This is a genomic window from Allobranchiibius sp. GilTou38 (assembly GCF_017565325.1).
GTDB lineage: Bacteria > Actinomycetota > Actinomycetes > Actinomycetales > Dermatophilaceae > Allobranchiibius > Allobranchiibius huperziae.
Window position 1 is genome coordinate 339,711 of record NZ_JAGEKN010000006.1, and the last position, 13,497, is coordinate 353,207.

Below are 13,497 nucleotides of genomic sequence, written 5' to 3' on the forward strand. Positions count from 1 at the left end.
CCCACCCTCGACGATGTGCCTACCCCTCGACGGGAAGGTCGGGGCGGTCGTCGGCGATGGCGGCGGTGAAACGCGCGAGCGAGCCGGGGTAGCGCTGCACATCGGGGTCGGCCGACGCGGCGATCAGGTGTTCCAGCGCCGTCCGCAGGGCCTCGGGATCACGGCCCAGATCGTGCAGGGTGAACGCGCGGAACGCCACGACGGCAGGGTTGTCCGGCCAGTCCGTCGCTAGCTGGTCGAAGACTGCGAGTGACTCCTCGAGCCGCCCCAGGTGCCGCAGCGTCGACCCCTTCTGGATCAGAGCCCGACGGTGGAAGGGCTCGCGCAACGGACGGGCGAGTGCGTCGTCGTAGCGCGCGACCGCCTCCTCCTCGCGGCCGGCGGAGTCGTAGGTGCCGGCCAACTCGTAGAGCACCCGGCCGTCATGCGGGAAGTCGCGCGCGAGGTCGTGTGCAGCTGCGATGCGGCGTACGTCGTCGTCCATGGCCCACAGCGCCGCGATGCGGTCGTCGGCCTCGTGCCGACCATTGGCGGCACCGACCTTGCGGGCGATCGCCGCCGGGTCATCGACACGTCCGCCGTGTTCGAGCAGCCAAGTGTGCACAAGCGCCTGGTGCGAGTGCACCATCTCCGCCAGTACGTCGCCGTCCCGCGCGTCGCCGAGCAACGCGACGAGCCCCTCCAACTCCGTCTCCGAGGACGCTACCGGCGTCACTCCTACACGCGAAAGCCCTTCTCGAAGCTTGGCTTCGAGCCCGGCCATGGTGCGACCGCGCAGATAGTGCTCCTTGTGCTCGATGTAGACGCGATCGGCACCCAACCCGGCGAGCTCTCCGAGGTTGACGAGGATCTCGTCCGTGCGGTCGCCGCCCGTTCCCAGTCCGAGCAGCACCTGCGATCCCGGCGGCTTCAGGCCGCGCGCCACGCGCAGGAGTGCTTCGAGGCCCGCTTCGTTGTGCGCCATATCGACGATGAACGTCACTTCGCCACCATCAATGGGAAGGGAGTAGACATTCATCCGACCGGCGTTGTGCTCGGCGTCGGGCAGGAAGGTGCGCAGCCCCTCGACGACCGCGTCGTGCGGCAGACCCGCCGCGAGACCGGCCGCCGCCGCGGCCAGCGCGTTCGCGACGTTGTGCTCGGACAGACCGGCGAGCGTGACCGGGACGCCGGTGACGGGCAGCAGCCGGACCGGCGAATGACCCGGCGTGAGCACCGTGAGCTGCCCGTCCAGCACCGTGATGCCACGACCGCCCGCGTCGATGGCCTCGCGCAGGGCGGGAGCATCCGGGGAGAGGGTGAAACACCACGGCCGGCCGCCGGCCGCGCCGCGCATCGCCCACACCCGTGGGTCGTCGCCGTTGAGCACGACCCACCCGTCCGGGCGCGTCACGCGGGTGATGATGGCTTTGACCTCGGCGAGCTGATCGAGGGTGTCGATCCCGTTCACGCCGAGGTGGTCGGCGCTGACGTTCGTCACCACACTCACGTGGTTGTACGCCGTCCCGAGGCCCTTCAGGAGCATCCCGCCGCGGGCGGTCTCCAGCACGGCGAACTCCATGCCTTTGTCGGCCAGCACGGTGCGCGCCCCCGCCGGGCCGGAGAAGTCGCCGTACTCCACCAGCTCGCCCTGGATCAGGACGCCGTCCGTGGAGCTCCATCCGGTGCGACGGCCGGCGGTCATCGCCAGGTGCGCGATCAACCGGGTGGTCGTGGTCTTGCCGTTGGTGCCGGTCACGCAGACCGTGGGGATCCGGGGTCGTAACGGCCGGAGCACGTCCCCGACCGGTGTCGCCCGCACCCGCCTGGCAGCGGACGCCACGGCGTCATGGGTGTCCTCTCCCGCGAGCAGGGTGGCGAGCAGCGGCCCCAGCTCCTCGCCCAGGGCGACGGCCCGGCCGCGGTTGCGCACCGCGACCGCGACGAGCAGCTCCTCCGGTGCGGCGCCGGCGCGGGCACGCACGCCGAGGCGGGCGGATCCCGCGCCTGCGGCCACCGATCGCACGGCTCGCTCGACCACCCGGAGCACGAAACGCTGCCGCGCCTCGGTGCCGGGCCGACCCGGCTCCGAACGTCGTACGCCGAGCCCGCGCGCGACGTCGACGAGCACGTCGCGCTCTGCTGCGAGATAACCGGGCACCGACAGCGTCAGCAGCACCGCGGGGCGGGTGAAGTAGAGATTGGGACCCTCGAGGACCCGCACATGGGTCACGGTCGCGCCTGCGTGGGTGGACACCCGCGAAGCCTAGTGCGGTGAATGCAACGTTCCTGGACAGTCGCTCCGCGCCTGACCAGCAACTCTGCCTACGTCCACACCTGGTCTAATCCTGATTCATTGCGCTAGGTCGCTACTGCCCCATGGCGTGCACGCCACCGTCCACGTGCACGATCTCCCCCGTCGTCGCGGGGAACCAGTCGGACATCAGGGCCACGCACGCGCGGGCTGCGGGCTCGGCGTCGCGCACGTCCCAGCCCAGCGGTGCCCGCTCGCCCCAGGTGTTCTCGAAGGTCTCGAAACCGGGGATCGACTTCGCGGCGGTCGTACGCACCGGTCCGGCGGCGACCAGGTTGCACCGCACGCCGCGCGGTCCGAGGTCGCGCGCGAGGTAACGGTTGGTCGACTCGAACGCCGCCTTCGCCACGCCCATCCAGTCGTAGACCGGCCACGCGAACTGCGCGTCGAAGGTCAGCCCGACCAGCGAGGACTTCTCGTGCATGAGCGGAAGCGCGGCCACGGCAAGGGCTTTCAGCGAGTACGCGGACGCCTGCAGCGCCGTGCTCGCGTCCTCCCAGGTGCCTTCGAGGAAGTTGAACGCACCGGGCGGCGCGAAACCGATGGAGTGCAACACCCCGTCGAGCCCGTCGACATGCTCGCGCAGCCGGTCGGCCAGCGAGTCCAGGTCGTCGGTGCTGGTGACGTCGAGCTCCACGACCTCGGGCGTCGTCGGCAGCCGCCGGGAGATGGTGCGGGTGATCTTCATGGTGCGCCCGAACGAGGTCAGGACGACCTCCGCGCCCTCCTGCTGCGCCAGCCGCGCTACGTGGAAGGCGATGGAGGAGTCCATCAGCACCCCGGTGACCAGAAGCCTCTTACCGTCGAGCAGTCCCATGTCGTCCTCTCTAGCGCGATGCGTGAAATGTCTGGGGCCGGGCGATCCGCGCACGACCCGCGGGATCGCTCACGTCCGCGCCCGCTCGCCATTGCGATCCACTGCCCTAGTGACCCATCCCGAGGCCGCCGTCCACCGGGACGACCGCTCCGCTGATGTACGCCGCGTCGTCGCTCGCGAGGAAGCGCACGACCCGCGCGACCTCCTCCGGCTCGGCGAACCGGCCCGCGGGGATGGCGGCCAGATACTCCGCCTGCTGCTTGTCCGGCAGCGCACGGGTCATGTCGGTGTCGATGAAGCCCGGGGCGACGACGTTCGCGGTGATGCCACGCTTGCCGAGCTCGCGGGTGATGGAGCGCGCCAGACCCACGAGACCAGCCTTGGACGCCGCGTAGTTGGCCTGGCCCGGCGCGCCGTAGAGCCCGACCACACTGGAGATGAAGATGATCCGGCCGCGCTTGAGCTTCAGCATTCCCTTGCTGGCACGTCGCGCACAGCGGAACGCACCGGTCAGGTTGGTGTCGAGCACGTAGGAGAAGTCGTCGTCGCTCATCCGCATGAGCAGGGTGTCGTGCGTGATGCCGGCGTTGGCCACCACGACCTCGATGGGACCGCCCAGGAGCTCCTCGGCCTGCGTGAACGCCGCATCCACCTGCTCGGCCGAGGTCACGTCGCACGGCACGGCCTGTACGCCGTCCGGTCCGTCGCCGTTGCGCGAGGTGATGACCACGTGGTCACCGGCCTGCGTGAACGCCGTGGCGATCGCGGCTCCGATACCGCGGTTGCCACCGGTGACCAGGACCCTGCGGGGCTCGCTCATGTGTCTCCTCATCGATGTCGGCCCCGACGCTATCGGACTACCACGCGGTAGCCGGACGCCGCTGCCGCGGGGGCGAAGGGTGCCGACGCCTACACTGGTGATATGCCCCGAGGCAAGGACATCCCATCCGTTGCATCGGCGACCAATCTGCCCCCGTCCGCCAAAGGCGACCAGACCTCGCGGATGCGCAAATACCTACTCTCCATGGGCATTCGCACCACCTGCTTCATATTGGCCGTGATCCTGACCGGTCCCGCGCGCTGGGTGTGCGTCGGGCTGGCGGTGGTGCTCCCCTACATCGCGGTCGTCATCGCGAACGCCACGAACCGCCGTCGTATCGACGCGCTCGGGTCGGTGGCCCCCGGGAAGCAGATCCCCCGGCTGGAAGAGAAGCACCAGACACCGCTGTGAGCGTGCTCTTCCCTGCCGGACCGCCCGACGGCGCGCCGCGGGAGGTGTGCAGCGCCAAGGGCTGTCGTACGCCGGCGGGGTACGCCCTGCTGTGGAACAACCCGAAACTGCACACGCCCGAACGCCGCAAGACCTGGTTGGCGTGCGAGGAGCACCGCGAGCAGCTGAGCTCCTTCCTCGGCATCCGCGGCTTCCTCAAGGACGTCGTGCCGGTCGAGGACCTGCGGCAACAGACCTAGCCGGGCCGTTCGCGACTGTCCCGCATCCTCGTGCGGACGGTGTCGCGATGCTGCCGACACCCGGTGGGACCTGGCGAGCGGGTCAGCCGCCGATGGCGGACATCGGGCGCTGCGGCTGCACGAAGCCCGGCAGGTCGATCCCGTGACCGGCCGCCTTGGCCCACATGGTCGAGCGGATCACCTCGGTCAGTTGCTCGTCGCTCGCACCGGACCGCAGCTGAGCGCGCAGATCGCCCTCGTCGCGGGCGAAGAGGCAGTTGCGCACCTGCCCGTCGGCCGTGAGGCGCACCCGGTCGCACGCCGCGCAGAAGGGTGCGCTGACGCTCGCGATCAGACCGACCGTCTCGGGGCCGCCGTCCACCAGGAACTCCTCGGCCGGCGCACTCCCCCGCGCCTCCGCGGGGAGATCCGTCAGCGTGAACCGCTCCTCGATCGCCGTACGCAGCTGGGCGCCGGTCATCATCGTCGAGCGGTCCCAGGAGTGCTGGGCGTCCAGCGGCATCTGCTCGATGAAGCGCAGCTGGTAGCCACGGTCGAGGCACCACGCGAGCAGGTCGGCGGGGCTCTCGACATCGCTGTGCATGGCGACCGCGTTGACCTTGACCGGGGCGAGTCCGGCGTCCGCGGCGGCTTTGAGACCCCGTTCGACGTCATGGAAGCGATCGCGGCGGGTCAGCACCTTGAACCGCTCGGGCGAGACGGTGTCGAGCGAGACATTGACGCGGTGCAGTCCGGCGTCCGCCAGCGGCTGCGCAAGCCTGTCGAGTCCGATGCCGTTGGTGGTCATCGCCATTCGCGGCGCGTTCGGCAACTGCCCGACGCGGCGTACGACGTCCACCAGGGAGCGGCGCAGCAGGGGTTCGCCGCCGGTGAACCTGACCTGACGCACCCCGAGATCGACGAACAGCCCGATGACGCGGACCATCTCGTCGTCGGTCAGCATCTCCGGGCGCGGCATCCAGTCCAGGCCCTCGGCGGGCATGCAGTAGGTGCAGCGCAGGTTGCAGCGGTCGGTGACCGAGACGCGTAGATCAGCGGCGACCCGCCCGAAGCGGTCGCCCAGCACCGCCGACTCGCGAGCGGGTGTGTGCGTCATACCGTCCAGAGTACGGCGGGTACCGTTGCGTCAGTGATTCGCTTGCTGCTCACCAGGCGCTGGTTGGCCTGGATCCTGGTGGCGGTGGTGTGGGGCATCGGGTGTTTCTTCCTCGGTCGCTGGCAATGGCACCGCTGGGAGTCCAAACACGGCGCCCAGCAGCAGGTTTCGCAGAACTACAACGCGCCGCCCCGCTCCCTGACCTCGATCGTACCGACGCGGACCTCGCAGCTCCCGGCGAACCGCCAGTGGGCGCAGGTGCGGCTCACCGGCCACTACCTGCCGGCTGCCCGGATCCTGGTGCGCAACCGCCCGGACAACGGCAACTTCGGCTACGAGGTGCTGGTGCCGTTCGTGCAGGACGGCGGGGCGGGCACCGTGCTGGTCGACCGCGGCTGGGTCGACAACGGCGCCAACGCCTCCACTCCGGCCTACGTACCCCCCGCGCCGTCCGGCACCAGCACGGTGCTCGGCTGGCTGCGGCCCACCGAGGACAGTCTGGGGCGGGCGCCGGTCAAGGGCTCGGTCGCCTCGATCAATCCCGGGGACGTCACCGCGCAGACTCGAGTGGCGACGTACACCCGCGTGTTCGTACGGATGCGCAGCGAACGGACCGCGACCGGCGCCGTCCCCGCCCGGCCCGCTCCCCTGGACAAACCCGACCCGGGTTCGTACGCCGGGATCAACCTCAGCTATGCGCTGCAGTGGTGGCTCGGGATGGTCGCCGGGCTGGCGTTCGTGCTGTTCCGCGCCCGCCAGGAGCACCGGGATGCCGAGCTGGAGTCGGGTGCGACGCCGGCGAAGCCGCCGCGCGTCAAGAAGGTGCGCATCTGGGACGAAGAGGACGCCTGAAAGCAGCGGTCCCCTTCGCTTGTCCGCAGGAAAGTGGCGTCGGCGCCACAGAACCGCTGACAACCACCCCTGTGCCCCGTCGGTTGTCCGCAGGAACGTGACGTCGGCGCCACCGATCCGCTGACGATCGGGTGGTCAGGCCGGGGTCGGTGCCTCGGCGAACTGCGTGCGGTAGAGCTCGGCGTACAGCCCCTCGGCGGCCAGCAGCTCCGCGTGCCGCCCGTGCTCCACGATCCGCCCGGCCTCGACCACGAGGATCTGGTCGGCGGCACGGACCGTCGACAGGCGGTGCGCGATGACCAGGGAGGTGCGCCCCTCCAGCGCGGTGTCGAGCGCGCGCTGCACGGCCGCCTCGGACTCGCTGTCCAGGTGCGCCGTGGCCTCGTCCAGCACCACCACGGACGGCGCCTTGAGCAGCAGGCGTGCGATGGCGAGCCGCTGCTTCTCGCCGCCGGACAGGCGGTGACCGCGGTCGCCGACCAGGGTGTCCAGACCGTGCGGCAGCCGGTCCACCAGGTCGGAGATGTTCGCGGCCTGCAGGGCGGCGTGCAGTTCAGCGTCGGTGGCGTCCGGGCGCGCGTAGCGCAGGTTGGCGCCGATGGTGTCGTGGAACATGTGCGCGTCCTGGGTGACCATGCCGACCCGGTCGCGCAGCGACACGTCGCTGACCTCGGTGAGCGGCACTCCGCCGATCCGTACGACGCCGGACGTCGGGTCGTACAACCGGCCCACCAGCGCGCTGATCGTGGTCTTGCCGGCACCGGACGGGCCGACGATGGCGACCATCTCCCCCGGGCGCGCGACGAACGAGAGCCCCTTCAGCACCTGCGAGCTCGCGCCGTCGTCACCGGACTGCACGGTCTGCAGCGACGCCAGCGACACCTGGTCGGCGTCCGGATAGCTGAACTCGACGTCCTCGAACCGTACGTCGAGCGGCCCGTCCGGCAGCGCTACCGCGTCCGCCGACTCGCGCACCATCGGCCGCAGGTCGAGGATCTCGAAGACCCGCTCGAACGACACGAGCGCCGACATCACGTCGACCCGGACGTTCGAGAGCTGGGTGAGTGGCAGATAGAGGCGCGCGAGCAACGCGGCCAGCGCGAGCAGCGTGCCGACGGTGAGGGTGCCGCGGGCGGCCATCACACCGCCGATGCCGTAGACCATGGCCGTGGCGAGCGACGCCAGCAGCGTCAGTCCGACGAGGAAGACGCTGCGCTGCAGCGCCAGGGCGATGCCGTAGTCGCGCACCTTGCCGGCGCGCTCGGCGTACTCGCGGTGCTCGGTCTCGGGGCGGCCGAACAGCTTGACCAGCAGGGCGCCGGCGACGTTGAAGCGCTCGGTCATCCGCGCGCCCAGGTCGGCGTTCTCGATCATCTGGTTGCGGGTGAGCCCGGCGACGCGGCGTCCGATGATGCGGGTCGGGATGAGGAAGAGCGGCACCAGCACCAGCGCCGCCAGGGTGAGCTGCCAGGACAGCACGGCCATCGCGGTCACGATCACCGCGAGGCTGACGGCATTGGAGACCACGTTGGACATCACGGAGGTGAACGCCGTCTGCGCGCCGATGACATCGGAGTTGAGGCGGGTGACGAGCGCACCGGTCTGAGCACGGGTGAAGAACGCGATGGGCTGGCGCAGCACGTGCGCGAAGACCTCCCGACGCAGGTCGTAGATCAGCCCCTCACCGATCAGCGCGGACAGCCAGCGTTCACCGACACCCAGCCCGGCATCCAGGATCGCGACGACGGCCGCGGCCACGGCGAGCCACACCACGAGTGAGGTGTCCTTGTGCAGGACGCCCTTGTCGACGATCTCGCGCAGAATCAAGGGGGTCGCGATCACCATCAGCGCGTCGATGATCACCATCACCAGGAACGCGATGAGGGGACGCCGGAACGGGCCGGCGTAGCCGAGCACCCGCTTGGTCGTCCCCGGCTTGAGCGGGGCGTTCTTGACCGAGGAGTCGCGCGTGAGCGAGCGCATCGTCATCCAACCGCCGGGCATCGACACGTCGGCTCTCCTCGCTGTGCAGGTCTGAAAGGTCTGGCAGGGTCAACACCCGGCGGGGTGCTGGTATGCCGAGCGCGTCTCGGGCAGGTCGCCGATGTGGGGGTTTTGCGTCTGTGGCCAGGGCTGCAGCACTGGCCACGGACGCAAACCAGCCACATCAGGGTGGCGGACCCGGGTGCCGAAGCAGCCGGCCCCGCGGCGTAGGGCCGGGTCAGGCCAGCGTGACCAGGTCCAGGTAGTCCGGGTTCCAGTGGTCCTCGACCCCGTCAGGGAGCATCAGCACCCGCTCGGGCTCCAGGGCCGACACGGCGCCCTCGTCGTGGGTCACCAGCACGACGGCACCCTCGTAGCCGCGCAGCGCGCCGAGGATCTCCTCGCGCGAGGCCGGGTCGAGGTTGTTGGTCGGCTCGTCGAGCAGCAGCACGTTGGCCGACGACACGACCAGCAGTGCGAGCGACAGCCGGGTCTTCTCGCCACCTGACAGCACCCGGGTGGGCTTCAGCACGTCCTCACCGCTGAAGAGGAACGAGCCGAGCACCTTGCGCGTCTCGGTCTCGCCGAGGTCCGGCGCCGCGGACTTCATGTTGTCCAGGACCGACCGGTCCATGTCGAGGTTCTCGTGCTCCTGGGCGTAGTAGCCGAGCTTCAGCCCGTGCCCCGGCTGCACCTCACCGGTGTCCGGGTCGTCGACGCCCGCGAGGATCCGCAGCAGGGTGGTCTTGCCCGCACCGTTCAGACCGAGGACGACGACCCGCGAGCCGCGGTCGATCGCCAGGTCGACGTCGGTGAAGATCTCCAGCGAGCCGTAGGACCGCGAAAGCCCTTCTGCCATCAGCGGAGTGCGCCCGCACGGCGAAGGCTTCGGGAAGCGCAGCTTGGCGACGCGGTCCTGCTGGCGTTCGGTCTCCAGGCCGGCGAGCAGCCGTTCGGCACGCTTGGCCATGTTCTGCGCGGCCGTCGCCTTGGTGGCCTTGGCGCGCATCTTGTCGGCCTGGCCGAAGAGCGCCGACGCCTTCTTCTCGGCGTTCTGCCGCTCACGCTTGCGGCGGCGCTCATCGGTCTCGCGCTGCTGCAGGTAGGTCTTCCACCCCATGTTGTACTGATCGAGCTCGGCGCGATTGGCGTCGAGATGGAAGACCCGGGTCACCACGGTGTCCAGCATCTCCACGTCGTGGCTGATGATGATCAGCCCGCCCTTGTACGCGCGCAGGTAGTCGCGCAGCCAGCCGATCGAGTCGGCGTCCAGGTGGTTGGTCGGCTCGTCGAGCAGCAGGGTCTGCGCGCCGGAGAAGAGGATCCGGGACAACTCCACGCGGCGTCGCTGACCACCGGACAGGGTCTGCAGCGGCTGGTCCAGCAGTCGTTCGGTGAGGGCCAGCGCGGAGGCGATAGACGCGGCCTCGGACTCCGCGGCGTAGCCGCCCTGCGCCTGGAACTCGTGGTCCAGCCGGGTGTAGCGACGCATCGCCTTCTCGCGACGTTCCTCGTCCTCATCGCCCATCTGCGCCTCGGACTTGCGCAGGTCGCGCACGATCGTGTCCAGTCCTCGCGCGGACAGGATGCGGTCGCGCGCCAGCACGGTGAGGTCGCCGGTGCGGGGGTCCTGGGGCAGGTAGCCGACCTCGCCGGAGCGGGTCACCTGACCGGCCTCGGGGTTCGCCTGGCCGGCCAGCACCTTCGTGAGGGTTGTCTTGCCGGCGCCGTTGCGGCCGACGAGACCGACGCGGTCGCCGGGCGCGACGCGGAAGCTGGTGTGTTCCAACAGGGTCCGGGCGCCGGCGCGTAGTTCGAGGTCATGCGCGGTGAGCACGGTCGGACTCCTTCGGTGGGATGAGGGGCGTTCGCCTGCTGATTACGCGGCAACGCGAACGCCCGACCCCGGGCCGGCGGGTCAGGCGTATACACCATTTTACGCCCACCGCAGCGGCCGGACGACCACATGGGCGCGCACGTGACCAACGTCGCTGACTACGCTGGAGTAGATCAGCCGGGCCCTGTCCGGCCCACCGGTTTTCGGAAGGTCGACCCGCCGTGACGTTCAACGACAACGCCAACATCGGCACCTCCGACGTCTCCAGCGGCGGTTCGGGCGGCGGTGGCGGGAGTTTCGCGCCGGGCGGGATGGTCGCCGGCGGGGGTGTCGGCGGGCTGGTCCTGACCGTCATCATCATCCTCATCACCCACTTCGCGGGCGGTGGCACCGGCGGCACGACGTCGAACGCCGACGGCGCGGGCAACGCCGGCAATGTCGCCGGGAATCAGTACGACGGGGGGCAGGTCGGCGGAAGCGACCAGGTGCAGCAGCAGCTCGCCGCCTGCAAGACCGGTGCCGACGCCAACCGCAACGACATCTGCCTCATCAAGGCCACCGTGGCGACGGTGGAGAACTTCTGGACCACCTATCTGCCCAAGGCCACCGGCAAGCAGTACACCGGGGCCGTCGCGGTGGTCTACAGCGGCAGCACCCAGTCCGCCTGCGGCACCGCCAGCAACCAGACCGGACCCTTCTACTGCCCGCTCGACAAGAAGGTCTACATCGACGCCGGCTTCTTCTCCGAGCTGAGCAGCAAGTACGGCGCGGACACCGGTCAGCTGGCCAAGGAGTACGTCGTGGCGCACGAGTACGGCCACCACATCCAGGACCTGCTCGGCGCACTCGGACGCGCGCAGCAGGATCCCCAGGGCGCCACGAGCGGCTCCGTCCGCACGGAACTGCAGGCCGACTGCTACGCGGGTCTCTGGGCGCATCACGCCACGACCACCAAGGACGCCAACGGGACGGCGTACCTGCAGGCCATCACCGCCTCGGACATCAGGTCGGCACTGTCGGCGGCCTCCGCGGTCGGCGACGACCGCATCCAGAAGCAGTCGTCGGGACGTGTCAACCAGGACACCTGGACGCACGGGTCGTCCGCCGAGCGGCAGCACTGGTTCCAGACGGGCTATCAGACCGGCCGGCTCAACGCCTGCGACACCTTCAACGCCACCTCGCTCGGCTGACCAGTTCTTCCGGATAGCGAGACACCCGTCTCATCGAGCGGACACCCGCCTACCGTCGGATGAGTGGACGCACCGGTGACCGCACGCCCCTTGGTGATGCTGACGCTCGGCACCCTGGCGCTCACCGTCGCCTGCAGCCTGCTCTACGGTATGCCGTTCCTCGTGCCGACCTTCCGGGCCCAGGGAGTGAGCCTCAGCGGCGCCGGTGCCCTCGCGGCCGCACCGTCGCTCGGCCTGGTCGCCACCCTCATCCTGTGGGGCGGGTTCGCCGACAGGTACGGCGAGCGGTTGGCGATGTGGCTGGGCCTCGGCCTCACGGGTCTCGCCGGCCTGGTGGCCGCCGCGAGCCACACGCTGCCCGCCCGTGCGGCGGCGCTGGCCCTGGTGGGAGCCGCGGGTGCGTCGGTCAACTCCGCGAGCGGGCGGCTGATCATGGGCTGGTTCCCGCAGGAACGACGCGGGGTGGCGATGGGCGTGCGGCAGATGGGACAGCCGCTCGGGGTCGCCGTGGCCGCGTTGGTGCTGCCACCGCTGGCCCACCGGTACGGCGTGTCGGTGGCGCTGATCGCGCCCTCGGTGCTGTGTCTCCTGGTCACGCTGGCCCTGCTGCTGTTCGCCGTCGACCCACCGCGCCACGCGCCCGTGCAGACCGGAGTGCGCCCTGCATCGCCCTACCGGGACTCGGCTGCGCTGTGGCGGGTGCACGCCGCCAGCGCCCTGCTGGTCGTCCCGCAGTTCGCGACCGCGACCTTCGCCGCCGAATACCTGGTGGCACAGCGTCACTGGGATCCTGCGGGTGCGGGTCGCATCCTCGCGGCGGTCGCCGTCCTGGGTGCCACCGGCCGTCTGGTGGCCGGTCGCTGGTCCGATCGGGTCGGCAACCGGCTGGGGCCGATGCGGCAGATCGCGGTGGTCTCGATGTGCTGCATGCTCGCAGTGGCCGCCACCGCGTGGGCGGGCTCGGTGCTGGTGATCCTGGCGCTCGCGGCGGCCTCGATCGTGTCGGTGACGGACAACGGGCTGGGCTTCACGGCGACAGCGGAGTTCGCCGGGCCGTTCTGGGCCGGTCGGGCGCTCGGCACCCAGAACACCGCGCAGAACCTCGCGGCGTTCGGCACCGGACCTCTGGTCGGGGCACTGGCCGCCGCGCACGGATACGGGCTCGCGTTCGCGATCTGCGCGGTCTTCCCGCTGGTCGGCGCAGCCATCACCCCCGTCACGGCCGAACGACGGCGGCTGGGGCTCCTCCGCGCCCGGACGGGCTGAGGAGGTCTAGGCGGCCAGGCGGGCGTAGACGACGGTGTTGTTGCGGAAGTGGCCGGTCGCCGAGTCGAAACTGCCGCCGCAGGTGATCAAGCGAAGTTCGGGGTCGGTGGTGTTGCCGTAGACCGCCTGGGTCGGGAAGTTGTCCTTGGGGACGCTGACGACGCGATAGACGTCGTAGGTCAGGACCTTCCCGCTCTTCAGGGTCACCGTCACGGTGGCGCCGTTCTTGATCTGAGCCAGGTGATAGAAGACCGCTCCCCCGCGCGAGCTGGTGACGTGGCCGACGATGGTGGCCGGACCGACGGCTCCGGGGGTGGGTGATCCGGTGAACCAGCCCGCCTGGTCGGCGTGCTTGTCGTCCGGTACGACGATCTCCCGGTTGGCGGTCGCGCCGAGCGTCAGGAGCGTCGACCCCTCGTTCAGACTCGGGATGCTGATCTTGCTGGGTGGTGAGAGGGGCGCCGCCGCGGGGCTGTTCGCCGAGGAGGACGTCGACGGGGACGTCACGGACGGGCTGGTGGGCGAGGTGCTCGAGCTGCTCGTCTGCGACGCCGGAAGCGGGATGGCGTCGGTATGGGCGGGGCGGTGCGTGCCCCACACGATGCCGACGATGCCACCGAGGACCAGACACGCGCACAGCACGGCGATAGCGATGGTCTGTGCGCGTGTCCGGTTCTTCATGTGATCCTCAAT

Annotated in this window: 12 protein-coding genes; 5 read left to right on the top strand and 7 right to left on the bottom strand. The window is 70.2% G+C overall.

Translation table 11 applies throughout. The features are described 5' to 3' along the window. Positions 1-19: 19 nt before the first annotated feature. From JOB34_RS06730 to JOB34_RS06740, 3 genes are all read right to left on the bottom strand, one after another. Positions 20-2,236: a tetratricopeptide repeat protein gene (locus tag JOB34_RS06730; RefSeq protein ID WP_208051970.1), complete on the bottom strand. Its 2,217-nt coding sequence runs from the start codon at positions 2,234-2,236 to the stop codon at positions 20-22. 112 nt (positions 2,237-2,348) lie between these two features. Further along, entirely contained in the window at positions 2,349-3,110 is a 762-nt protein-coding gene (fabI, locus tag JOB34_RS06735) for an enoyl-ACP reductase FabI (protein ID WP_208051971.1), read from the bottom strand. A 106-nt stretch (positions 3,111-3,216) separates the two neighbouring features. Continuing rightward, positions 3,217-3,930: a beta-ketoacyl-ACP reductase gene (locus JOB34_RS06740; protein ID WP_208051972.1), complete on the bottom strand. Its 714-nt coding sequence runs from the start codon at positions 3,928-3,930 to the stop codon at positions 3,217-3,219. A gap of 102 nt (positions 3,931-4,032) precedes the next feature. Here JOB34_RS06740 and JOB34_RS06745 point away from each other — a divergent pair, with 102 nt between their 5' ends. Further along, complete coding sequence (locus JOB34_RS06745) at positions 4,033-4,341, top strand: DUF3099 domain-containing protein (protein ID WP_208051973.1); 309 nt, start codon at positions 4,033-4,035, stop codon at positions 4,339-4,341. Then, on the top strand, positions 4,338-4,580 hold the full coding sequence (locus JOB34_RS06750) for a hypothetical protein (RefSeq protein WP_347813758.1): 243 nt from the start codon (positions 4,338-4,340) through the stop codon (positions 4,578-4,580). The genes JOB34_RS06745 and JOB34_RS06750 overlap by 4 nt, the downstream gene beginning before the upstream one ends. An 82-nt stretch (positions 4,581-4,662) precedes the next feature. Here JOB34_RS06750 and moaA read toward each other — a convergent pair whose 3' ends face one another. Continuing rightward, positions 4,663-5,676: a GTP 3',8-cyclase MoaA gene (gene moaA / locus JOB34_RS06755; protein WP_179480846.1), complete on the bottom strand. Its 1,014-nt coding sequence runs from the start codon at positions 5,674-5,676 to the stop codon at positions 4,663-4,665. 33 nt (positions 5,677-5,709) lie between these two features. Here moaA and JOB34_RS06760 point away from each other — a divergent pair, with 33 nt between their 5' ends. Beyond that, positions 5,710-6,528, top strand: coding sequence for an SURF1 family protein (locus JOB34_RS06760; protein WP_208051974.1), 819 nt, complete (start codon positions 5,710-5,712; stop codon positions 6,526-6,528). Between the two features lie 135 nt (positions 6,529-6,663). Here the strand turns inward: JOB34_RS06760 and JOB34_RS06765 are convergent, their stop codons facing one another. Then, entirely contained in the window at positions 6,664-8,532 is a 1,869-nt protein-coding gene (locus JOB34_RS06765; protein WP_243757808.1) for an ABC transporter ATP-binding protein, read from the bottom strand. A gap of 217 nt (positions 8,533-8,749) precedes the next feature. After that, positions 8,750-10,348, bottom strand: coding sequence for an ABC-F family ATP-binding cassette domain-containing protein (locus tag JOB34_RS06770; protein WP_208051975.1), 1,599 nt, complete (start codon positions 10,346-10,348; stop codon positions 8,750-8,752). 221 nt (positions 10,349-10,569) lie between these two features. Here JOB34_RS06770 and JOB34_RS06775 point away from each other — a divergent pair, with 221 nt between their 5' ends. Then, positions 10,570-11,538, top strand: coding sequence for a neutral zinc metallopeptidase (locus tag JOB34_RS06775; protein ID WP_208051976.1), 969 nt, complete (start codon positions 10,570-10,572; stop codon positions 11,536-11,538). Between the two features lie 63 nt (positions 11,539-11,601). After that, positions 11,602-12,804: an MFS transporter gene (locus JOB34_RS06780; RefSeq protein ID WP_208051977.1), complete on the top strand. Its 1,203-nt coding sequence runs from the start codon at positions 11,602-11,604 to the stop codon at positions 12,802-12,804. Between the two features lie 6 nt (positions 12,805-12,810). Here the strand turns inward: JOB34_RS06780 and JOB34_RS06785 are convergent, their stop codons facing one another. Then, a complete protein-coding gene (locus JOB34_RS06785) occupies positions 12,811-13,485 on the bottom strand; it encodes a class F sortase (RefSeq protein ID WP_208051978.1) in 675 nt (224 codons plus the stop codon). Between the last annotated feature and the right edge of the window lie 12 nt (positions 13,486-13,497).

What these genes read in the sequence shown, in the direction of transcription:
- fabI (WP_208051971.1), bottom strand. Translation starts at nt 3,110, where the DNA reads ATGGGACTGCTCGACGGTAAGAGGCTTCTGGTCACCGGGGTGCTGATG.
- JOB34_RS06740 (WP_208051972.1), bottom strand. Translation starts at nt 3,930, where the DNA reads ATGAGCGAGCCCCGCAGGGTCCTGGTCACCGGTGGCAACCGCGGTATC.
- JOB34_RS06745 (WP_208051973.1), top strand. Translation starts at nt 4,033, where the DNA reads ATGCCCCGAGGCAAGGACATCCCATCCGTTGCATCGGCGACCAATCTG.
- moaA (WP_179480846.1), bottom strand. Translation starts at nt 5,676, where the DNA reads ATGACGCACACACCCGCTCGCGAGTCGGCGGTGCTGGGCGACCGCTTC.
- JOB34_RS06765 (WP_243757808.1), bottom strand. Translation starts at nt 8,532, where the DNA reads ATGCCCGGCGGTTGGATGACGATGCGCTCGCTCACGCGCGACTCCTCG.
- JOB34_RS06785 (WP_208051978.1), bottom strand. Translation starts at nt 13,485, where the DNA reads ATGAAGAACCGGACACGCGCACAGACCATCGCTATCGCCGTGCTGTGC.